This window comes from Pedobacter sp. Leaf132 (assembly GCF_920984695.1).
In the GTDB taxonomy this organism is placed as follows: domain Bacteria; phylum Bacteroidota; class Bacteroidia; order Sphingobacteriales; family Sphingobacteriaceae; genus Pedobacter.
In genome coordinates, this window is the sequence record NZ_CAKLBO010000001.1 from 715,170 (window position 1) to 737,273 (window position 22,104).

At 35.0% G+C, this 22,104-nt stretch carries 23 protein-coding genes; 12 read left to right on the forward strand and 11 right to left on the reverse strand.

The genetic code is table 11. The features are described from left to right. The first annotated feature begins 103 nt into the window (after positions 1 to 103). The 4 genes from cysS to LUA86_RS03130 all read left to right on the forward strand — a co-directional run bounded on the left by cysS (position 104) and on the right by LUA86_RS03130 (position 4,611). A complete protein-coding gene (gene cysS, locus LUA86_RS03115) occupies positions 104 to 1,564 on the forward strand; it encodes a cysteine--tRNA ligase (protein WP_231459093.1) in 1,461 nt (486 codons plus the stop codon). Between the two features lie 50 nt (positions 1,565 to 1,614). Continuing rightward, on the forward strand, positions 1,615 to 2,598 hold the full coding sequence (locus tag LUA86_RS03120) for a M28 family peptidase (protein WP_231459094.1): 984 nt from the start codon (positions 1,615 to 1,617) through the stop codon (positions 2,596 to 2,598). Positions 2,599 to 2,768: 170 nt separating this feature from the next. Further along, positions 2,769 to 3,629 carry a nuclear transport factor 2 family protein gene (locus LUA86_RS03125; protein WP_231459095.1) on the forward strand — a complete coding sequence of 287 codons (861 nt, stop codon included), beginning with the start codon at positions 2,769 to 2,771 and terminating at the stop codon, positions 3,627 to 3,629. A gap of 97 nt (positions 3,630 to 3,726) precedes the next feature. Further along, positions 3,727 to 4,611, forward strand: coding sequence for a glycerophosphodiester phosphodiesterase family protein (locus tag LUA86_RS03130; protein WP_231459096.1), 885 nt, complete (start codon positions 3,727 to 3,729; stop codon positions 4,609 to 4,611). A 205-nt stretch (positions 4,612 to 4,816) separates the two neighbouring features. Here LUA86_RS03130 and LUA86_RS03135 read toward each other — a convergent pair whose 3' ends face one another. From LUA86_RS03135 to LUA86_RS03150, 4 genes are all read right to left on the reverse strand, one after another. Then, positions 4,817 to 5,014: a hypothetical protein gene (locus LUA86_RS03135; RefSeq protein WP_231459097.1), complete on the reverse strand. Its 198-nt coding sequence runs from the start codon at positions 5,012 to 5,014 to the stop codon at positions 4,817 to 4,819. A 199-nt stretch (positions 5,015 to 5,213) separates the two neighbouring features. Continuing rightward, complete coding sequence (locus tag LUA86_RS03140) at positions 5,214 to 6,176, reverse strand: MoxR family ATPase (RefSeq protein ID WP_231459098.1); 963 nt, start codon at positions 6,174 to 6,176, stop codon at positions 5,214 to 5,216. A 5-nt stretch (positions 6,177 to 6,181) separates the two neighbouring features. Then, the gene (locus LUA86_RS03145; RefSeq protein ID WP_231459099.1) at positions 6,182 to 7,549 is read right to left on the reverse strand and encodes a peptidylprolyl isomerase; all 1,368 of its coding nucleotides are present in this window, start codon (positions 7,547 to 7,549) and stop codon (positions 6,182 to 6,184) included. 61 nt (positions 7,550 to 7,610) lie between these two features. Further along, complete coding sequence (locus LUA86_RS03150) at positions 7,611 to 8,198, reverse strand: hypothetical protein (RefSeq protein ID WP_231459100.1); 588 nt, start codon at positions 8,196 to 8,198, stop codon at positions 7,611 to 7,613. Between the two features lie 104 nt (positions 8,199 to 8,302). On the opposite strand from LUA86_RS03150, the gene LUA86_RS03155 reads away from it, so the two are divergent. Both LUA86_RS03155 and LUA86_RS03160 read left to right on the forward strand, forming a co-directional pair. Continuing rightward, the gene (locus tag LUA86_RS03155) at positions 8,303 to 8,959 is read left to right on the forward strand and encodes a hypothetical protein (protein WP_231459101.1); all 657 of its coding nucleotides are present in this window, start codon (positions 8,303 to 8,305) and stop codon (positions 8,957 to 8,959) included. A gap of 12 nt (positions 8,960 to 8,971) precedes the next feature. Further along, positions 8,972 to 9,544: a non-canonical purine NTP diphosphatase gene (locus LUA86_RS03160; RefSeq protein ID WP_231459102.1), complete on the forward strand. Its 573-nt coding sequence runs from the start codon at positions 8,972 to 8,974 to the stop codon at positions 9,542 to 9,544. 1 nt (position 9,545) lies between these two features. Here LUA86_RS03160 and LUA86_RS03165 read toward each other — a convergent pair whose 3' ends face one another. Continuing rightward, entirely contained in the window at positions 9,546 to 11,795 is a 2,250-nt protein-coding gene (locus LUA86_RS03165; protein ID WP_231459103.1) for an OstA-like protein, read from the reverse strand. Positions 11,796 to 11,859: 64 nt separating this feature from the next. On the opposite strand from LUA86_RS03165, the gene tilS reads away from it, so the two are divergent. From tilS to LUA86_RS03190, 5 genes are all read left to right on the forward strand, one after another. After that, positions 11,860 to 13,191 carry a tRNA lysidine(34) synthetase TilS gene (gene tilS / locus LUA86_RS03170; RefSeq protein ID WP_231459104.1) on the forward strand — a complete coding sequence of 444 codons (1,332 nt, stop codon included), beginning with the start codon at positions 11,860 to 11,862 and terminating at the stop codon, positions 13,189 to 13,191. 1 nt (position 13,192) lies between these two features. After that, a complete protein-coding gene (locus LUA86_RS03175; RefSeq protein ID WP_231459105.1) occupies positions 13,193 to 13,678 on the forward strand; it encodes a hypothetical protein in 486 nt (161 codons plus the stop codon). A 142-nt stretch (positions 13,679 to 13,820) separates the two neighbouring features. Then, positions 13,821 to 14,285, forward strand: a complete 465-nt coding sequence (locus tag LUA86_RS03180; protein WP_231459106.1) for a hypothetical protein — start codon at positions 13,821 to 13,823, stop codon at positions 14,283 to 14,285. Between the two features lie 79 nt (positions 14,286 to 14,364). Further along, the gene (locus LUA86_RS03185) at positions 14,365 to 14,715 is read left to right on the forward strand and encodes a GxxExxY protein (RefSeq protein WP_255713362.1); all 351 of its coding nucleotides are present in this window, start codon (positions 14,365 to 14,367) and stop codon (positions 14,713 to 14,715) included. Between the two features lie 115 nt (positions 14,716 to 14,830). Continuing rightward, positions 14,831 to 16,327, forward strand: a complete 1,497-nt coding sequence (locus LUA86_RS03190; protein WP_231459108.1) for an NAD(P)H-hydrate dehydratase — start codon at positions 14,831 to 14,833, stop codon at positions 16,325 to 16,327. Between the two features lie 74 nt (positions 16,328 to 16,401). On the opposite strand, the gene LUA86_RS03195 is transcribed toward LUA86_RS03190, so the two are convergent. The 3 genes from LUA86_RS03195 to lipA form a co-directional block, all read right to left on the reverse strand. Next, complete coding sequence (locus LUA86_RS03195; protein WP_231459109.1) at positions 16,402 to 17,253, reverse strand: anti-sigma factor domain-containing protein; 852 nt, start codon at positions 17,251 to 17,253, stop codon at positions 16,402 to 16,404. Between the two features lie 2 nt (positions 17,254 to 17,255). Further along, positions 17,256 to 17,807, reverse strand: coding sequence for an RNA polymerase sigma factor (locus LUA86_RS03200; protein WP_231459110.1), 552 nt, complete (start codon positions 17,805 to 17,807; stop codon positions 17,256 to 17,258). 126 nt (positions 17,808 to 17,933) lie between these two features. Then, positions 17,934 to 18,827, reverse strand: a complete 894-nt coding sequence (lipA, locus tag LUA86_RS03205; RefSeq protein ID WP_231459111.1) for a lipoyl synthase — start codon at positions 18,825 to 18,827, stop codon at positions 17,934 to 17,936. Positions 18,828 to 19,299: 472 nt separating this feature from the next. Here lipA and LUA86_RS03210 point away from each other — a divergent pair, with 472 nt between their 5' ends. Further along, on the forward strand, positions 19,300 to 20,802 hold the full coding sequence (locus tag LUA86_RS03210) for a malate:quinone oxidoreductase (protein ID WP_231459112.1): 1,503 nt from the start codon (positions 19,300 to 19,302) through the stop codon (positions 20,800 to 20,802). Positions 20,803 to 20,949: 147 nt separating this feature from the next. On the opposite strand, the gene ytxJ is transcribed toward LUA86_RS03210, so the two are convergent. The 3 genes from ytxJ to ribH all read right to left on the reverse strand — a co-directional run bounded on the left by ytxJ (position 20,950) and on the right by ribH (position 22,020). Further along, positions 20,950 to 21,282, reverse strand: a complete 333-nt coding sequence (ytxJ, locus tag LUA86_RS03215; RefSeq protein ID WP_231459113.1) for a bacillithiol system redox-active protein YtxJ — start codon at positions 21,280 to 21,282, stop codon at positions 20,950 to 20,952. Between the two features lie 83 nt (positions 21,283 to 21,365). Further along, on the reverse strand, positions 21,366 to 21,488 hold the full coding sequence (locus tag LUA86_RS19220) for a hypothetical protein (RefSeq protein ID WP_255713363.1): 123 nt from the start codon (positions 21,486 to 21,488) through the stop codon (positions 21,366 to 21,368). Positions 21,489 to 21,528: 40 nt separating this feature from the next. Beyond that, complete coding sequence (gene ribH / locus LUA86_RS03220) at positions 21,529 to 22,020, reverse strand: 6,7-dimethyl-8-ribityllumazine synthase (protein ID WP_231459114.1); 492 nt, start codon at positions 22,018 to 22,020, stop codon at positions 21,529 to 21,531. Positions 22,021 to 22,104 lie beyond the last annotated feature (84 nt).

Sequence of the window (22,104 nt, forward strand, 5' to 3'; positions counted from 1 at the left end):
TTGCTCTTCAAATAAAAAGCTTTTTGATTTATACATTGTCAATAAAGTGTTTTGGCAATTAAACAATTCCGAACTTTCCATTGGTAAATATTACATTTGCAATATGAATAATGGCTTACAGCTTTACAACACGCTTTCTCGAAAAAAAGAAGAATTTATACCTTTAAATGCACCCAATGTTGGGATGTATGTTTGCGGTCCGACGGTTTACAGCGATGTGCACCTGGGTAACTGCCGCACGTTTATTTCTTTTGATTTAATTTTCAGATACCTAAAATACTCGGGCTACAAGGTTCGTTACGTACGAAATATTACAGATGCAGGGCATTTGGAGGGTGATAGGGATGAGGGCGATGATAAATTTGCAAAACGAGCTAAGTTAGAGCAGTTGGAGCCAATGGAAATTGTGCAGAAATACACATTAGGTTTTCATGATGTACTACGCATGTTTAATACACTTCCGCCAAGTATTGAGCCTACTGCAACCGGGCATATTATTGAGCAAATTGAGATGATAAAAGTTATCATTGAAAATGGATACGCCTATGAAATTGGTGGAAATGTATATTTTGATGTTGAGAAATATAGCAAAGAATATAATTATACCATATTAACTAACCGTAACCTGGAAGATATGCTGAATAACACCCGCGAATTGGGTGGGCAAGATGAAAAAAGAGGTCGGTTGGATTTTGCTTTATGGATCAATGCAAAGCCTGAAACTTTAATGCAATGGCAATCGCCATGGGGCATGGGTTTTCCGGGTTGGCATATAGAATGCTCGGCAATGAGTGCTAAATATCTGGGTGCCGAATTCGACATTCACGGTGGTGGTATGGATTTAGCCGCAACACACCATACAAATGAAATTGCACAATCTGAGGCTTGCAGTCACCATCAACCTGCACGTTTTTGGATGCATACCAATATGCTTACTGTTAATGGAACGCGTATGTCGAAATCGGCAGGCAACGGTTTCCTTCCTTTAGAGTTGTTTACCGGCAACCATCCTCTGTTAAGAAAAGGCTATAGCCCGATGACGGTTAAATTTTTTATGCTTCAGGCGCATTATCGCAGTACTTTGGATTTTTCAAATGATGCTTTGGATGCATCAGAAAAAGGTTTCAGAAGATTAATGGCTTCTGTGAGTTTGCTTGATAAACTTCAAACATCCGCAGAAAGCGATTTTGATGTTGATGCAATTAAAGAAAAATGCATTAACGCTATGAATGATGATTTTAACAGTCCGGTTTTAATTGCCGAATTGTTTGAGGCGGTAAGAATTATCAATACGATTTACGATGGTAAAGGCAAAATTTCGTTAACTGAGCTAGAGAAGTTAAAAGCGTTGATTAATGAATTTGTTTTTGAAATTTTAGGATTAAAGGATGAGGAATCTGATAATCTTGAACTGAATAGCGTTTTAGATATGGTGATTCAGCTCCGTAAGGAAGCAAAAGAAAATAAGGATTATGCCACATCTGATAAAATCAGAATTGGTTTGCAAGAATTGGGTATTCAGCTCAAAGATGGCAAAGAAGGTACAACCTGGAGTAAGGTTTAACTTTTCATTTAAGCTTTAATCTTTTCCCTTTCAGCTTTTAACTTATAACAATGAATAAAAAACTTTTAATACTATCCTTACTTACAATTTTTGCTTTTCAAGCCTGTAAAAACGAGAAAAAATCTTCAGAAGACAGCGAAACTACAACAACGGAAATTAAGTTGGTTTCACCAGATTTTAATGCTGATAGTGCCTTTGCATATACAAAAGCTCAGGTAGATTTCGGTCCGCGTATTCCTGGAACCAATGCCCACAAAAAATGTGCTATTTATCTGGTTAGTAAATTAAAATCATTTGGTGCAAAGGTAAATATTGAGGGCGAACCAACTAAAACTTATGATGGTAAAACCTTTCAGCTAAAAAACATTGTGGCAAGCTTTAATCCTGAAAATAAGAACAGGGTTTTGGTTACCGCCCATTGGGATGCTAGGCCATTTTCTGATCAAGATACCGACCCTGTAAATCATACAAAACCCTTCGATGCTGCAAATGATGCGGGTAGCGGAGTGGCTGTAATACTTGAAATGGCTCGCCAGATTCAACAAAAACAACCTAATGTTGGTGTAGATTTTGTGCTTTGGGATTTGGAAGACTACGGTAAAGCTAATGATGAAACACCTGATGAAATCACCTGGTGTTTGGGTTCGCAATATTGGGCTAAAAATGCGGTGAAAATGGGCTATAAAGCTATTTATGGTATCAATCTGGATATGGTAGGCGGCGGGAACGCTCAGTTTACTCAAGATGAAATATCCCGCCAATCTGCTCCTGAAGTTGTTAATAAAGTTTGGAATATCGGTAGTGAAATTGGTTATTCATCATACTTTGTAAGTATCCCAAGCGGAAAGTTAGTTGATGATCATTTCTGGGTTAATAAAGCCGGCGTTCCTTGCGTCGATATTATTCATTATAACGATAACAGTGGGTTTTACATTAATTGGCATACCCAATTGGATAACTTAGCCAACATTGATAAAAATACATTAAAGGCAACCGGACAAACGGTTTTGGAAACCATTTATCGTGAGAAATAGCAATGTTTAATTGTTAATTACTTTTAAATATGCAGCCAAAAGAAAATTTTATATTCGCTCTATCTAAACATAAAAACATAGTTGAAGTAGTCATGTGCGAAATTCTCAACACAGATATCCATACAAGGCGTATTTCTTTATAAAAACTAACAAATAATAAATATCTACAGATGAAACAAATCTTCTCAACCGCATTGGCTTCGCTTTTAGCTTTTGGTGCATTTGCACAAAAGAGCGATGGAACTACAAAATCTTTAGTTAATGCAGAAAAAGAATTCGCTAAATCGATAGCAAAAAATGGTGATAAAGAGTCGTATATAGAATACTCATCAGCAAACACATTAGTATTTAGACCGAACCCGGTAAATGCAAAAACTTTCTATGCGAGCCAATCTAAAGGCATGAATGAAGTAAATTGGGAGCCTAATTTGGCAAAGGTTTCTAAAAGTGGCGATTGGGGATTTACCACTGGAAACTATGCTGTTGGTACAACTGATAAAAAATATGGTCAGTATTTATCTATTTGGAAAGCAGAAGCTGGTAAATGGAAGCTAGCTATTGATTTAGGCACAGAGAGTAATAAACCACTGCAAAAAATTGCAGATAGATTTGTTGAACCAAAAGAGCGTGTGGCGCCTAAAACTTTCATAAACGAGAAAGAAATAAAGGCTGGTAAAGATGTTATTCTTACTACCGAGAAAACGCTTAATACCTTCCTTAAAACTCATGGTATTGGTGCTTTTGGAGGATTTTTAACTAATGATGCCCGTTTACTTTTTCCTGGTAATGAAGCCATTGAAGGCAAAGGCAAAATACTATCATTTTTTAATGGGATGATAAGTAAGATAAACCTTAAAACAACAGGAGTTGATAAGGCTGCTGGTAGCGATTTTGCTTATACTTATGGCGTTGCAACTATTGATTACAAAGCAGATTTACGTGAAAGCTTTAATTATGTTTTCATTTACGAAAAAGCTGCTGATGCAAGCTGGAACTTAATTGTTCAGGCTTTTGTACCAGCAGAAAGATAATTTATAATGTGAACCTTTAGAAGGGCTATCTGTAAAAAGAAAGCCCTTTTTTTATATGTAAAGCATTAGTTTTACGTTTATGATAAAAATAAATTTCATGATTAAAAAATTAATACTGTTTCCAATCTTCTTCTTATTTATTATTGATGCTTTTGCTCAAAAACAGAAGTTTGATGTTCAGGGTAAAGCCGGTGCAAGAGGCATTATGCCCGAAAACACAATACAGGGAATGCTTAAAGCCTTAGATTTAGGCGTTACTACAATAGAAATGGATGCAGTTATCTCAAAAGACAAACAGGTAATTTTATCTCAAGAGCCATATTTTAATTCCGAAATTTCTTTACAACCCAACGGAAAGGCCATTACCTTGAAGGATCAAAAGAATTTCAATATTTATAAAATGAATTATGAGGAGATAAAGAAATTTGATGTTGGCAGCAAAATTCATAACCGTTTTCCCGGGCAAATGAAATTTAAAGCTTACAAACCATCGCTTACAGAAACAATTGATGCCGTTGAAGCTTATGTTAAAGAAAATAAACTTTCAAAACCGATGTATAGCATCGAAACCAAAACCATAAATAACGGTGATAATGAATTTCATCCTGAGCCGGCTGAATTTATTGAATTGATTATGGCTGTAGTTACGGAAAAAAAACTGACCAAAAGGGTTATTATCGAATCGTTTGATATGCGAACGCTTCAATATCTTCATGAAAAATATCCTAAAATTCAAACTTCTTTGTTAATTGATGAGAAAGAATCTTTTGAAGATTATATAAAAAAACTTGGATTTAAGCCGACAATATATAGTCCTTACTCTGTTTTAGTTGGTAAAGGATTGGTAGATAGATGCCACGCCATGGGCGTTAAAATTATACCCTGGACGGTTAATACCATTAAAGACATCAACTATTTCAAGAGTTTAGGTGTTGACGGTATCATTACCGATTTCCCTAATTTAATGAATCAAATTAAGTAACGAAAACTTTGATTCTTTTACGGTCATTGAAGCAAAAACAATTAATAAAATCGTCATTTCGAGTTGCGGAGCAATCTCCTGACAAAAGATTTCATTGTGCCTCGCAATGCTGGAATGATGCCTAAATTCACTTTAATAATGCCTAAAATAAATAAGGTTCTGATAAACTAATATCAGAACCTTCTTTGCTTCACTTAAAAAAATCTTAGTGATGAGGTTTTGCTTCTTCAGTATGTGCAGCTTCTGTTTTTTCATGGGAAGATGAAGTTCCTTCTTCTGCATGATGAAAAATAGGTCTGGTAAAAACCACGCAAAGGATTAAAACGATAATCCATACGGTTAATGGTAATGCCCAAATCCCTTTTGTTTGCTGAACTGGTGCGTGTGAGTCGTGAGCTGACATATCTAATATTTTTGATTTAAAATTTGCTTTTTAATGTGTGTAAAGATAACAACAATGTTCAAAAAAATAAATTTTAAGGACATTGTTTAATTAATCTTAAAATTGTTGCGGTAATCTTTTAATTATATGGAAGCTAAGTGATGTAGTTAATTTACCAAGGCTTACGATGCTGAAATAAATTCAGCATAACAATAAAGTTTTAGAGTAAATCGTTGATTATCTTCTCAATAGATAAACCTTCTGCTTCAGCACGATAATTACGAACAATTCGATGGCGCAGAATCGGTTCAGCAACCGCTTGAACATCCTCTATGTCTGGTGCATATTTACCGCTTATTGCAGCATGACATTTAGCGCCCAAAACCAAAAATTGCGATGCTCTGGGTCCAGCACCCCAACTTACATATTTATTTATCGCATCTGTTGCAAACTCCGTATTCGGGCGGCTTTTAGCGGCAAGTTTTACCGCGTATTCCAACACATTATCTGTTACAGGAATATCACGTATTAATTTTTGAAAATATTGTATATCATCAGCATGAATAATTTTTTGTAGCGGAGTGGTTTTGTTGCTGGTGGTGTTTCTTACAATATTCAACTCATCTGCAAATGCAGGATAATTAAGCTGAATGTTAAACATAAAGCGGTCTAATTGTGCTTCGGGTAATGGATAGGTTCCTTCTTGCTCAATAGGGTTTTGTGTTGCTAAAACGAAAAAAGGCTTTGGAAGGGAATGGGTTTGACCTGCTGCCGTTACCGATTTTTCTTGCATGGCCTCTAACAAAGCCGCCTGAGTTTTAGGTGGCGTTCTGTTAATTTCATCAGCAAGGATAATATTTGAAAAAACAGGCCCTTTTATAAATTTAAAGTGCCTGTCTTCGCCTAATATCTCTGCGCCAATAATATCGCTTGGCATTAAATCTGGTGTGAACTGAATTCTATTAAAATCTAAATCCAGCACCGAAGCTACCGTTTGTACAAGTAAAGTTTTGGCTAATCCGGGTACGCCAACCAGTAAACAATGTCCGTTACTAAAAATGGCGATTAACACAGATTTTATAATGTCATCTTGTCCAACAACAACCTTGCTAATTTCTGCTTTGATGGTATTGAAAGACTGATGAAGGGCATCTACAGCTTCTACTTCATTCCTGTATTGCATAGGCATTATTTTGTTTCTGTGCTAGTGCTCGATTTTGTCCAGATTTTTAATGAATCGCAAGTTTGAAAGTCTGGATCGATTTTAATGTAAGTGCTTTCTCTTCTTTTTTCAAACCATTCGCTCAATGTACGGTTGGTTTTATCATCTTGTGCTGCTGCCTTTATTTTTGGAAAATCCTGAACCAGGTTTGCTTTGTGTGGTGGAATTTTAGATTTAAGGTATAAAATTCTGTAACCTTGCTTACCATCAGCAGCTGTAAATAATTCTGGTTTAGAAATGCCACCAACTTTCATGGTATCAATTACCAAAAATACTGCAGGGTCTAATTTATCAATTGGGATAAATGTAGTTCTACTCTGTACATTTTCTGCATTCAACATCATACCACCGTTATATTTTGTTTCTTTATTATCAGAATAAAGGTTCGCTGCGGCTGCAAAACTTAGTTTTTTTGCCATGATGTTGTTGTAGATACTATCTGCATGTAGTTTTGTACGGTCGATACTTGCCTGTGTACTTTTCGGCATAACTAAAATATGACGGGCATGCACCTGTTCGCCTCTTCGTTCTATAACCTGCAAAATATGAAATCCAAATTCTGTTTCAAAAACGGGCGACATTTCGCCTGCTTTAAGTTTGAAGGCCCATGAAGTAAATTCTTTTGCCATCTGGCTTCTATCAAAAAAACCTAAATCTCCACCATCACCAACTGAACCCGGATCTTCTGAATATGCTTTTGCTAAAGCACCAAAATCTTCACCACCTTTAATTCTCAAGCGTAAAGCTTCAATTTTATCATGAAATTTTTCTTTCTCTGCTTTTGTTAATTGAGGATGAAGAATAACCTCTCCAACTTCAACTTCTGTATTAAACTCAGGAAGTGTATCACCTAAAGATTTGTAATATTTCTCAACCTCTAATGGAGTTACATTGATGTTTTCGGTGATTTTAGATTGCATTTTTTGCGCAATCAACTCATCTTTAATAGATGGCCTCATCTCATCTTTGTATTGTAAAACAGATTTATTTAAAAACTGCTCTAAACGCTCCTGTCCGCCTGCACGATTAATGCTGTAACGCATACGTCTGTTTACTTCATCATCAACCTGGCTGTCATCAACCATAATCGAATCGATTTCAGCTTGCTGTTTAAGCAATTTCTGTATTAAGGTATTTTCTAAAATTTTGCATTTAATGTTCGGATCAGCCGCCTGGCCTTGATACAAAATTTGGGTGTATTGTTGATTAATATCCGATAGGAGAATAATATTATTTCCTACAACAGCAGCAACTTTATCTAAATTGTTCTTTTGAGCATAAGTGTTTAAAAACAAGCCCAACAACGCAGTTACTACTAAAAAAACTTTCTTCATTCTATTTATTGTATTTTGCAAATTTAATATTAATGCCCTTATTAATTGAATGTATTGCAATTTATAGCTTCGCTAATTTGCGCAGTTCATTCTCGTTAATTTTAACCTGATATTTCTGTTTAAGGTTATTGAGCCAATTTTCTTCTAATTTTTGCTGATAATCGGCAATTACATCACCTTTTATTTCGCTTAATGGTTTATTGTATTTCAGTTTATTTGTTTGATAAAACCCGGCAATTGCTTCATCATCATCTTGTGCTTTACTCCAGATTTTTTGTTCTGAGATATTAAACATCAGCACACCCTCGCGGTATTCATTTAGTAAAAAATCGTGTTCTTTACCCTTATTGTTAACTTTTTTATGTTCTGCTAATGCATTTTCGTAAGTTTTAACCTCTTCCTGAAAATTTTTGCTTTTATCTAAACCCATTTCCTTCGCATCTAAAACTTTAAGCTTAAAATTAATGTATAAGTTTAAATAGTTTGCAAGGGTATTATAGTCTGTATTAGCGCTTCCGTTGTGACTTTTTTTATAAGCCCACATAAATTCTTTACTGCTTATTGTTTTATTATTTATTGTAGCAACATTTTGAGCAATTGCAGCGTTTGTTACTACACAAAAAATAAGTAAGCAATATGCTTTTCTCACCCGGAGGATTCTATAAATTGTAATGGATAAAAGTAACAATTAGCGGAGCTATTATAAGATATTTAACTAATTTTAACAGATATTATTATACTGCAAAAATACGAATGGAAAACCAGCTTACCAACAATGCCAACGCTTTACGATTATTTTTTACTGATGATGTATTCTTAGTAGAGGATAATTCGGTAAAAATCTCGGCTGAAGCTAGTGACAACACCGTATTGAATGATTTGCCTACTACGGTAACGGAGTTGAAAAGCGTACCAACGGAAGGTAAAGAAACAACTTCTATATCCAATATTCAGTCAACATCAATTCCCGTTTATCAGGAAAACAGCGTAAAAACAGTAATTCTTGAAGAACCTTTAACACAGCCGAAGCCTTTCAAATTTTTAGGAGGCAATAAAAAGTCGGTGTTGATTTTGGTTAACGATAATGTTAATGATGTAAGTACAGAACAGGGTAGAGATTTGCTTAGAAAAATTGTTAAAGCGATTGATTTAGTAACGGCTGATTTTGCATTATTGAATTATGCAGCCTACCATAATACCGACTTTTCAGAACTTCAGCAATTTTTTAATCCGCAACTAATGTTATCATTTGGGGTTGATATCCATCAATTGAAACTAAATCTCGCCTGGAAAAATGAAATTATCCTTTATCAAAATACAAGAATGATTTTTGCACCGAACCTGCATGATTTGGATGCAGATTTACCAGCAAAGAAAATGCTTTGGGCAAATCTTCAACTTATAAAATAAATACTCTTTTTAATGAAAAAGCTCGTTTTCGCTACTAATAACGACCATAAAACAGAAGAAATTCGTGCTGCGTTGGCTGGTCAGTATGAGGTTTTGAATTTAAAAGATATTGGTTGCGAAACCGATATTCCGGAAACTGCTGATACTTTTGATGGTAATGCAACCTTAAAAAGTGGTTATGTTGTTGCGCATTACAATTTAGATTGTTTTGCTGATGATAGCGGTTTAGAAATTGAAGCTTTAAATAATGAGCCTGGTGTTTATTCTGCCCGCTACGCTGGGAGTAGAGATAGCGCTGAAAATATTCAATTGGTTTTGGCTAAATTACAAGGTTCTGAAAATAGAAAAGCCAGATTTAAAACGGTTATATCCTTAATGCAGGACGGACAAAATCATTTATTTGAGGGTGTGATTAATGGAACAATCAGAACAGAATTATCAGGTTCAAATGGTTTTGGTTACGACCCGATTTTTCAACCAGATGGCTATGAAATTACCTTTGCAGAGATGAACCTTGCTGAAAAAAACAGAATAAGTCACAGGGCAATTGCTTTGCAAAAAATGCTGACTTTCCTTAAATCTTAAATCAATAATTAATTCCTTTTGGTTTTACTGAAGTAGAATCCATTTTCGGTAAAATTGGTTTAATTTCATTTAGCAAAGAGTCTATTTTTGCAGTGTTTTTTGGTGCAATAATTTTGGGAATATCTTTAGAAACCGATGGCGAATTAACTTTTGGCGACACAGGCTTCTTTATTGCAGTTGATTTAGTAACCGGGGCTTTAGCTTTCGCTTTAGGTTTGCCAACAGAACCAATAGCATCTTTTTTAGACCGTGGTCTTTCTTTCGGTTTCCACGAAAATCCTTTTAAAACATGATCTTTAGCAATGGTATTTTCGGGGTTTAGTGCACCTTCTACACTGCTGATGTAGGTAATGTCATCAATATCGTTATTTTTAAAAGTGAACTTTATCCGGCTACTCAAAGTTTGGTTCATCTCTTTGTAAACCTTTGTGCTATCATCTTGTGTGTAATAAATACTTTCAGCATTTCCATCAACATATAAAGTTTTAAGTTTTCCTTCGGAAAAAAAGCCAGTCATGTATCGGCCTTTAATTTGATTAAACCGTAAAGAATCGATTGGAGTATTTACTAGAAAGGCATTCCTAAAAGCCTGCAAATTGTTTAATTTATTTTTCTTGAATTGAACATAAATGGTATCGCCAACCATTTGCGAACCTTCTGACCAAATAATAGGATTTACGAAACAGCGCAAAGTAGAATCGGCGCTGGTGTAAAATAAACTATCTGTTTTTGCCTGTATGTTGCTTTTGTAAATGCGAACGTTGTGGTAGGCTTTAATGGTTCTTGCCTGAACGGTATCTGCAGGGTTAATAACCGAATCTGGCTTTAAAATTTTAGCTGTAGTACTTTTTAAGTTTTTAGCTACAGCGTTTTTGTTAAGCAAACTATCTACTGTTGTTTTAGCTTTTGTATTTACATTAGGTGTTATAGCTTTCTCAAGCTTTAAACTATCCTTCAATTTTGTGGAAGATTTTGATAATGTTGAATCAATCTTGAGCTTTGAAGCTGCTATTTTTAAGCTATCTGGTTTGGGTATTTTATTACGGAGCGAATCCAGATTCAATTTTGTACTATCAAGCGTAGCTTTTTTTAATAGATCTGGCTTTATTGGCTCATTTTTATCACCACGTTTGTTCTTTTGCTTCTGGTCGTTTTTAGGCTCAGTCTTGTCTATATTTCGAGCTGGTGGCGGTAGTTTGCCTTTTTTTTCAGGTTTTTCGGCATCTCCGCCTTCTTCCTCATCTTCACCAACCTGGTTATCTGCTTTCACAGAAATCTTTGGAACAAGCTTCAAAGTTTTCTGTAATACCATTTGTGTTTCCAGGGTATCCGCTCCAAGTCTTAAAGTATCCGGGCGCTTTTTATCTTTTACTGTTATAGAATCACCAGAAATAATATCTACATAAGCGTTTTTGGTTACCAGTGTTCGTTGATCTATTTTATAGTAATAACCTAAATCGCCAAACATTTTGGTGCCGTCTTTTTTATCTGTAAAAACTATATTTTTTACCGCTTTACCATATCCTGCTTTACCAAAATAGTACAAACTATCACCTCTTAGCGATTTTGTGTCTTGTGTGTATAAATTCTTTTTACCGAAATAAGCATCTTCTGTTAAGGTGTTGTATGCGCCATTTTCAGTATATAAATTATCGTCTTTTCCTTTAATATTGGTCGGGCCATAAAAATAAGTCCATTTGGTATCTACGTTGTAGCGCATCGTATCAGACTTGATTGTACTTTGCGGGGTAACCACCAATACATTGTAGCGGAAATAAGCATCGCTGCTATTGTTAAAATAATATCCGTTTTTGCTGGTTAGCGTAACATCTTGTGTTTGAATTTTTCCGCCACTGGTATAAGTACCAATCTTTGCAACCATATCATAATCCAAAATATTGGTGGTAAGGGTAGATTTTGGATCAATCATTTTAACATTTCCGGTTAAATGCGCATGCTTTTTATTTCCATCATATTGCAGCTCATCCGAATAAATATCAGTTGTTAATTGTTGGATGTGAACATTTCTATAGGCTTCAAAATAATTGCGTTCGGTGTAAAAGATTGCGCTATCACAAGTTAGTGTTGCATTATCTTGCTGAAAAACAGGGTTTTTTAAGAAAATTGCATTCTTATCTCTAACGCCCGTTACGCTCGATGAGGAAATAATTTTTATAATAGAACCCTTTTTTTGTCCGAATAAAAACAAAGGACCAATTAAAAAGAAGAGAAAGACAAATATTTTTTGCACCCTACAAAGTTAGTTTTTTGTTTTGAACGTTCAGAAACCGATTAAAATTAAATATTTTTGATGAATGTTACCCTTAAAACAATTTCAGGAATTTATAAACCAGCATAAACTGTTTACAAGTGGTAATAAGATTTTGCTTGCCGTAAGCGGCGGTAAAGATTCGATATTAATGCTTCATTTATTCAAAGCTTTAGGCGTTAATATTGGTGTAGCCCATTGTAATTTTAATTTACGGGCAGATGAGGCAACTCGCGACGAACATTTTGTTAAAATGTTATCAGCTTCGCTAAATCTTTCTTTTCATTTAACGCAGTTTGATACAAAAAAATATGCTGCAGAACATAAAATTTCTACTCAAATGGCAGCGAGAGAACTCCGTTACCAATGGTTTGAAGAAATCCGTGTACAGCATGGTTATGATTATATCGCTTTAGCCCAACACCAAAACGACGCTGTTGAAACTGTGCTGATTAACTTGGTTAGAGGAACCGGAATTAGTGGCTTGCATGGTATTTTGCCCAAGCGGGATAAATTAATTCGGCCCCTTTTATTTCTCACCAGAGCCGAAATTAATGCTTTAGTTGATGAGCACGACATTAGCTTTGTAGAAGACAGCTCTAACTTAAGCACAAATTATACTCGGAATAAAATAAGGCTAGATGTAATTCCTCATCTTCAACAAATTAACCCAAACCTCGAGCACACATTTGAGCAAAATATAAACCGTTTTAGTCAGTTGGAAGAATTTTTGATTTTGAGTGTTAAACGGTTGTCGCTTCAAATCGTTCAGCATAAAAAAGATGGGATATATATTGCAATAAAAGATATAGATGCACTTGAGCCGCAAAACTTATTATTATTTGAATTGCTGAAACCATACCACTTTACAGATCAGGTTGTGGCTGATTTAATTAGCAATCTGCATAAGCAAAGCGGATTGAAATTTTTAAGCGCCACACATCAGGCAATAATTGACAGAGATTTTTTAATAATTTCAAAGCTTGATGATGGCTTTCATCAGCATAAAATGATTCATCAGCAAGAAACTGATTTTTACTTTGGCGATTATCATTTTAGCCTAAATTTTAGTAATGAAATCAATTTTATGACAGATAAGAGGGTAGTCTATGTAGATGCTCAAAATCTGGTTTTTCCAATGGTGATGAGAAACTGGCAAAATGGAGATAAGTTTATCCCGCTAGGAATGCAAAATTTTAAAAAGCTTAGCGACTTTTTTATCGATGAAAAAGTTCCATTGCATTTGAAAGGCAAAATTCCAATTTTAATAAACGGAAATGGTGATATTATTTGGATTGCAGGATTTAGACAGGATAACCGCTACAAATTAACTAAGGCAACAAAAAAAGTTGCTATATTCGAAGTCAAAATTAAATAAGTTGGAAAGCAGGTACGCATATATCGAAAAACAATATATTGGTCGTGATTATGTTCGCATATTCATCAGGCTAATAATGGCAGCATTTTGTTTTGCTGCTTACGTTTACGAACGCGACCGCGATAATACGCAAGATTTGTTTCTGGTAGTGGGTTTCGGGATAATAGGCGTTTCTATGCTTCTGCTTTTCCTCATCCAATATAAAATTATTGTTGATAATGGTAGCATGATTTTAGATGGTCTTTGGACTACCAAACGTGTTAAAATAGATTTAAACAGTATTGTGGATGTTCGTAAAACAACTTACAGTCGTTATTTTTTTAACAATCCCGTATATAACCTACATACAAAAGGCACCATTCGTTTCTACTCATCTGGTAAAGATGCAGTTGTATTAACAGACCGAGATGGTTTAGAGTATTTTATAGGAACTCAAAGGCCAAATGAGTTATTTTTGGTTATCAAAGATGAGATGAAAAACGCGTAGCAATTTTTCTGGGGATAATTTTCCTCAACCTAAACTGCAGGTTTGCTCAATTTTCCTCAAATCATTCCTGCAAGCTCTAAGATCCGGTGTATTTCCAGCGGCACACTTATTGGATATTGATTAGCAATCCAAACAGATTGTAATGAAAAAATTCCTATTTCTAGTGCTTCTTGTATCATGCTACAAAGTGTCACTTTCGCAAACTTATAAAGCGAATGTATCCCAGGATTCTGTTAAAAATCTCAACAACAGAATTGAACTGCTAAAAGCAAACATTAAAATTCTCGAACTGAAAGTTAAAGAATCAGAAGAAGAAGAAGAAGTTGAAAAATTACGACTTAAACTTTTAGAAGCTAATGGAAAAGCTAAAGCATCAGCAGAAGAAACTCATAGTTACTCAGATAAAACAGTAAGCAGCTCAACCATTGATATGAAATCGATGGATAAAATGTCGAAAAAAGTTAAAGGTGATGCTATTGAAGCAAGAAAAGCTTTAGAACGTTTTAACAAACAAGTTGAAAAGGTTGTAGAAATCCGTTCGCAAATACAAACGGAAGAGAGAAAAGTTGGTTACAGAAAGCCAACAATAGTTTTTAGCTATGATTAATTTAGATTCTCTACAATCCAACGACAACCAAGATATGCACAACAATTCGCAAACTGATATTAATTCTAGTAGCAAATTTATGGTACTAATTAATATCGCAATGAATATTCATAGACATTTAGGTAAAAGTTTAAATGCTGGTTTGTATAAATCAGCTTTCGAGAGTGAGCTCTCTGATAAAGGTATAAGCTTCGAAGCCAATAAAAAGTACGATGTAAATTATAATGGTGTTATCCTTAATTATAAATTCCACGTTGATTTTTTAGTAGAGAATGATTTTTTAGTTATCATAAAATCAACTAAACAAACTTTCGATTCAATTGAAACAAACGTATATGAAAAGCTAGTAACACCTAGACCAAAAACAGTGCTTATCATAAATTTTTACGAAGATTTACTTCAGTTTAAAAAGATTATAATAAACGAATAAGCTTTTTTGATTACTGATGAAGCATTTGTTTGTTAAAAATAAAATGCGCCTATTATTCAAAACCGAAACAAATAGCGCTTAAGTTTTATTATTGCTAAAACCATATATTCGTTTTATGCAAACTCTGCTTACTTCTTCACAAATGCGTGCTGCCGACGAATTTACAATTTCCAGCACACCAATAGCGTCAATTGACTTGATGGAAAATGCTGCGAGAGCATTTTGTAGATGTTTTTTAAAGGATGAGTTTAACATCAATAAAAAGATTGCCATTTTCTGCGGCAAAGGGAATAATGGAGGCGACGGCTTAGCTATAGCGCATATTTTATTGTTAAATGGTTACGAAAGTATTAAGGTATACATTGTTAACTTCAGCGATAAGGAAACTGCCGATTTCTCTATAAATCTACAGCGGTTTAATGAATCGGGTTGTAAAAAGGTTATCCTCAATAAGCCATCAGACCTAAAAAATATCTCATCAGATATAATAATCGACGCCATATTATGTTCTGGTTTAAATAGACCTTTATCAAAGGATTACCTTGAATTGGCAAAAAAAATAAATGCGTCTGCAAAGAAAGTTTATGCAGTAGATGTTCCGACAGGTTTTTTTGCAGAAGGAAATTTACCGGATAACTATGAGGGCATCAAAGCCTACAAAACCATCAGTTTCGAAAGACCAAAAATCAATTTCTTTTTTCCGGAAAGCTTGCAGGCAACACAAAAATTTGAAGTTGTTCCAATCGGACTAAATAATGATTATATCCAAAACCAGAACTCAGATTTTTTTCTAGTTGATTTGGATGATATCAAATCTAAAATAAAACCTCGTCAGCTTTTTAGCCATAAAGGTACTTATGGTCACGCTCTGATTATTGCAGGAGATACAAAAACCATGGGCGCCGCATTGCTTTCTTGTAAAGCTTGTTTGCATAGCGGAGCCGGTTTAACAACGGCTTGTATTCCAAATAATGGGTTAATTGCGTTAAATACCTTATTGCCCGAAGTTATGGCGATAGATCGCGATGAAATTTTTAAAACAGAAAATTTAAAGAAATTTTCGGCAATTGCAATTGGTCCGGGATTAGGAACTTCTGAAGAAGCTGAACGCATGCTCGAAAAGTTAATTACGGAAAATATATCGATGGTAATTGATGCCGATGCATTAAATATAATCTCTAAAAAACAAAATTTATTAGAGAAGTTACCACAAAATTCTATCTTAACGCCACATGTTAAAGAATTTGATAGACTTTTCGGAGCACATTCTAATTGGTGGGATAGGGTAGAAACGGCAAGAAAGCAAGCGCAAAAACTAAATGTTGTTATTGTATTAAAGAATCAATACACATTTATTTGTGCGCCAAATCAGAAAGTTTATGTAAATCCAACAGGTAACCCTGCAATGGCGCAAGGTGGTATGGGTGATGTATTAACGGGTATTATAGCCTCGCTTGTGGCTCAGAAATATTCGCCTATTGATGCATGCGTATTGGCCTGCTACCTACATGGAAACGCAGGAGATAGCCTAGCTGAAAATCAGGCAGTTGTTACTGCATCACAAATTGCGGAAAGAATTTCAATAGAATTAAATAATGTGCAGAACGTTTAACAATCTTCTTAATTTTATAAAACAAGAAAGGCATGATTTTTTAAAATCAGGCCTTTCTTAAATACTAAATATTTTTAAACGCCGCCCATTACGGTTAATTTTTCCATCGTTGGATTAACACTGCCGCCCATTGGCTCTAATGTTACTGCAAAGGCCTGTGCCTCTTGAATAGATTGCATTTTAATTATTGCATCTTTTGCTGTAGAATCAGATTTTCCAAAAACGCCTAAGCTTACAGGTTTTCCGTTTACCAGTGCCCAAAGTTGATACTCGTGTTCTGCATCAGCCTTTGGTAAATCCATAGCTAAATGATTAATTAAAACACTTTTATCTTTTTTATTCCAGTAAACATTCATTTTAGAATTCGGACTAATCGGTTGACCCTGCATTCTAATGGTTGCCCACTCTTTACTCTCAGCCATTTCAGCAATGTTGCTTAAGCCTTTGTTATCATATTCAAGCTGACTAACAACTCCTGCAAACTTCTGCTTATCCAGGTTCAAACTAGCAATTTGTGTATTTGCATCGCTTAACTTATTGTATGTAACAAAAAGCGCTGCTACACTAATAACCAATAACGCAACGCAGGCAACCAAAGCGTAGCGCAACGTTTTCACTTTGCCATCGCTTCCATCTAAACGAACAATTTTTGGTTCGTTAATGTAATTATCTGCAGTTTCAAAAACCTCTTCATAAATATTTAAACCCAGCTTATCAAAAAGTTTCTGTTCAACATCTATAGGAGGTTCTACAGCGTTATTTAGCGCATATTGCTCCATAGCTTGCTCAATCGAAGCAATCTCATCTCTAACCTCCTGGTATCGAGATGCTATTTCTTCAACCTGCAGCGTTTCTTCGGCCGATAAATCGCCTAAAACGTACAGCTCAAGTACTCCAGATTCTATATATGCTCTTAAATTTTCCACGCTTAATTAAAACTCCTTCTCAATTCTATAATGGCCAATCGGATTCTGGTTTTAACCGTTCCCAATGGCAAATTTAACTTTTCTGCGGCTTCCACATGTGTGAAACCATTGTAATAAACTAAATTAAGAACAACCTGTAAGTCTGGTTTTAAATTGTTTACAAGTTGCTTAACGCCAAGGGTATCAGGGTTAAATGTTACCTTATTTTGTTCATCAACGAAACTTACGTTATTTTCTATATCTTGGTTTTTCTGAGAATTTTTAAAATCTTTTGAACGAAGCTTATCGATAGAAAGGTTTCGGGCAATATTCATCATCCATGTAAATAGCCTTCCCTTTGTATTGTCGTAATGTGAAGCAGATTGCCAAATTTTTACAAAGGTTTCTTGTAAAACGTCTTCTGCTAATTCAGTATGGGTGATGATACGTGAAATTACCCCATATAGAGCAGAAGAATACATACTGTACAGAGTTTTTAACACTGCCGGATCTTTCGATTGCAATGCCAAAACTATTTCAGTCTCGGTTAAGGTAATTTTTTTTAATGCACTCACTTATGGTACGAATATACAACTCACAACAATAATTGCAAAAAAATGTTTTACAACAATATTCTGTATGGGAGTTCGATTTTGGCTAATAAATAAAACTTTCTATCTTTTGTGAATACCTATATCATTTTAAGCTATGCCTTCAATAGGAAAAAGGTGTTTTTCTGCGTGATAAGAAGAGCGAACTAACGGACCGCTTTCAACATATTTTAACCCTTTCGATAAACCAACTTCTTTGTACATCGCAAATGTATCAGGATGAATCCAATCAACCACCGGGTGGTGGTTTCTGGTTGGTTGCAAATATTGACCTAATGTTAAAATATGTACTCCATTAGCAACTAAATCATCCATAGCCTCAAAAATATCTTCATCTGTTTCTCCTAAGCCAAGCATAATTCCGGTTTTAGTACGTAAACCAAATTCTGAAATTCTTTTTAATGCTTCTAAACTTCTATCGTACTTAGCCTGGATACGCACTTGCTTGGTAAGGCGTTTAACCGTTTCCATATTATGCGAAACCACTTCAGGTCTTTCTTCTAAAAGACGATATAAATTATCCCATTGACCTTTAAAATCAGGTATTAAGGTTTCTAAAGTTGTAATTGGGCTTTCCCTGCGAATGGCCTGCAAAGTTTCTGCCCAGATAATAGAACCGCCATCTTTTAAATCATCACGGTCAACCGAAGTAATTACACAATGTTTAACACCCATTAATCTAACCGAATCGGCAATACGATTTGGCTCATCAACATCAACAGCTAATGGCCGGCCTGTAGCCACAGCACAAAAAGAGCAGCTACGGGTACAAATATTTCCTAAAATCATGAAAGTTGCCGTACCTGCACCCCAACATTCGCCCATGTTTGGGCAATTACCACTCTCGCAAATGGTATGAAGTTTATGTGTATCAACTAAGCTACGTACCTGAGCATATTCCTTACCAACAGGTAATTTAACACGCAACCAATCTGGTTTACGTTTAACTTCAGTTACAGCAGGTACTACCGGTAAATCAATCATAAGGCAAAGTTAAGCAATAGGATTGAAATCTTACACGCTTGAAATGTTGGAATGTTGTAATGTTTGTTTCATATTGTTGAGATAACAATTGCTAAAACTTAATATTGTTAAAAAAGATTTTGGAAAGGTGCTGTACAGCTTATGGCTTAGGTTCGGTCCGTCTTTCCGTTATATCCCCAAAGAAATTTGGGGGATGCCACTTCAATACGGTTTAGGTGGCTAAAACTGAAGCTAAATTTATAGCAAATCTCATGCGACAGAGAAATAATTAATGAAATGCTAAGTAATTAACTTATTCTTAATGAAGATTTAATAATTACACCATAAAATTTAACACTTCTGATTAAATTTTACTAAATAATTGAGCTCAATTTAGATAATAATACATTTTTCAGCAATTTTTTAGTTTTCATATGCGAAAATTCGTTTCATGCTTAAAATGATTTTAAATTTGCAACTCCTTTGATATAAGATGACAAAAAAGAAAAAGACAGTTGGTAAAACTGACGCAGATGTAATACTAATTGGCGCCGGAATAATGAGCGCAACCTTAGGCGTTTTATTAAAAGAATTAGAACCAAACCTAAGTATAGAAATTTACGAACGCCTTGATATTGCTGCAGCAGAAAGTTCTGATGCCTGGAATAATGCAGGTACTGGTCACTCTGCTTTTTGCGAATTAAACTACACGCCCGAAAAAAAAGACGGAACTGTTGAAACTAAAAAAGCGGTTCAAATTGCAGAGCATTTTGAAGTTTCTAAGCAGTTTTGGGCCTATTTAATTGAAAAGGGCCTTATCTCAAACCCAGAAAACTTTATCAAGAAAATTCCTCACATTAGCTTTGTTTGGGGTAAAAAGAATACCGAATATTTAAAGAAACGCTTCGATGCGCTAACCAAATACAATTTGTTTAGCGGTATGGAGTATACTGAAGATGCAGAGCAAATTAAAACCTGGGCACCATTAATTATTGATGGTCGCAAAAAAGGAGATAAGGTTGCCGCAACAAAAATGGATTTGGGAACGGATGTTAACTTCGGCTCGTTAACTAGAGATATGTTTAATTATTTAAAAGCACAGCCAAATGTTAGCCTCTATTTTAATCATGAAATCCGTGATTTAAAAAAGGATAAAGATGGAAACTGGATAATTAAAGTTAAAGATTTAGAGAGTGGAGATAAACGTAAACGCGTTGGTAAATTTGTATTTATTGGTGCGGGCGGCGGCTCACTTCCTTTATTAGAAAAATCTGATATTCCTGAAGGTAAAGGATTTGGTGGTTTTCCGGTTAGCGGACAATGGCTAAAATGTACCAATGAAGAAATTATTGCACAACACCATGCAAAGGTTTATGGGAAGGCTTCTGTTGGTGCACCACCAATGTCTGTACCGCATTTGGATACCAGAATGATAAATGGTAAACAAGCTTTATTATTTGGGCCGTATGCAGGTTTTTCTACTAAATTTTTAAAGAATGGTTCGTTTTTGGATTTACCAAAATCTATAAAATTTAACAACATTCGTCCGATGATTTCTGCTGGGCTACACAATATTGATTTAACGAAATATTTAATCGAACAAGTAAGGCAATCGCCAGAAGATAGGTTAAATGCTTTAAAAGAATATTTGCCAAAAGCAGAATTAAAAGATTGGGAATTAGAATATGCCGGTCAGCGTGTGCAGGTTATAAAAAAGGATGAAAAGCAAGGCGGAATATTAGAGTTTGGAACTGAAGTAGTAAGTGCTGCTGATGGATCTATCGCGGCGCTACTTGGTGCATCTCCCGGTGCTTCAACAGCTGTTTCAATTATGTTTGATTTATTAAGCCGTTGTTTTAAAGAGGATTTACAAACGGCAGAATGGCAAGCGAAAATTAAAGAAATAATTCCTACTTACGGGAAAGCTTTGGCTGATGATACGGAGCTTTGCAAATCAACCCGAAGCAGAACATCAAAAATTTTAAAAATAGAATAAAGAAAGCCACAGATTCGCAGATTTTTTAATATTAATCTGTAAATCTGTGACTTATTTTGGGTAAAAAAAACGATTACGTTCAAAATATCAAAGCCACAGATTCGCAGATTTTTTAATATTGACCTGTAAATCTGTGGCCATAATATTTTATGCTGCAATTACTTCAGCAACTTCTTCGGCAGAAATATCACTATGTGAAGCCTCTAAAACGCAATCGCCGTTTTTAATTAATAATATTTGTGGAGATTGATGCGTTACCTCAAAAATCTCAGCAATTTTATTAGAGATTTCTCTGTAAGCAATTAAATCTAAAAAGTACAATTTTGTATCAGCAGGAATAACATCCCAATCTAACTCAAAATTCTTTCTTGCCATCATGCTGATAGAACAGCGTGTACTGTGTTTGAAAATTAGACTAAAGCCTTCCGCACTTTTAATCTCATCAAGCTGTTCTATTGATGTTAAATTAACCCAAGCCATAATTTTTATTTAATTTTTTTATAGAGATAACACTTACAGTATGTTAATGTTCTGTAAGTAGCTTAAATGAAAATAGATATGTATTAATTTCTTCTGCGTTTACCTTCTGGATAAGAGCTATAAGCCGGGCAAAGTTTTGATGAACAAGACTCTAAAATGGTTATGGTGCAAAACACCGCCAATAAAAGGATGGCTATTTTTTTCATTTCGATAGTTAAGCTTTAAGTATCTAAGTTACTAATATTTTTAAATGTTTGCAGAAAAATCGGCCATTTTAATTGCTGTAATTGCGGCTTCATCACCTTTGTTGCCATGTTTACCACCGGCTCTATCTTGTGCCTGCTCCAAATTGTTTGTGGTTAAAACTCCAAAAATAACTGGTTTGCTATACTTAATACCAACATTAGTACAGCCTTGTGCTACTGCATCGCAAATAAAATCGAAGTGTTTAGTATCGCCCTGAATTACACAACCCAGGCAAATTACAGCATCCAAATCTGATTTTTTGCTTAACAAAATATCTGCAGCTCCGGTAAGTTCAAAACTTCCTGGTACTGGTAAGGAGATTATATTTTCTTCCTTAACACCGTTAGCTAAAAGGGTTTTAAGTGCACCGTTGTACAAAGCACCAGTAATTTCTGCGTTCCATTCGGCTACAACAATACCAAATTTATATTTTGCTCCACTCGGAACCGTTGTGTGAGAAAAATCAGAAAGATTTTTTAATTGACTTGACATGTGGCAAAGATACTGCTAAGCATGGAATGTTGAAAGAGCGTAATGTTTAAATGTTGTAAGTTTAATTTACAATTTTTTAAAACA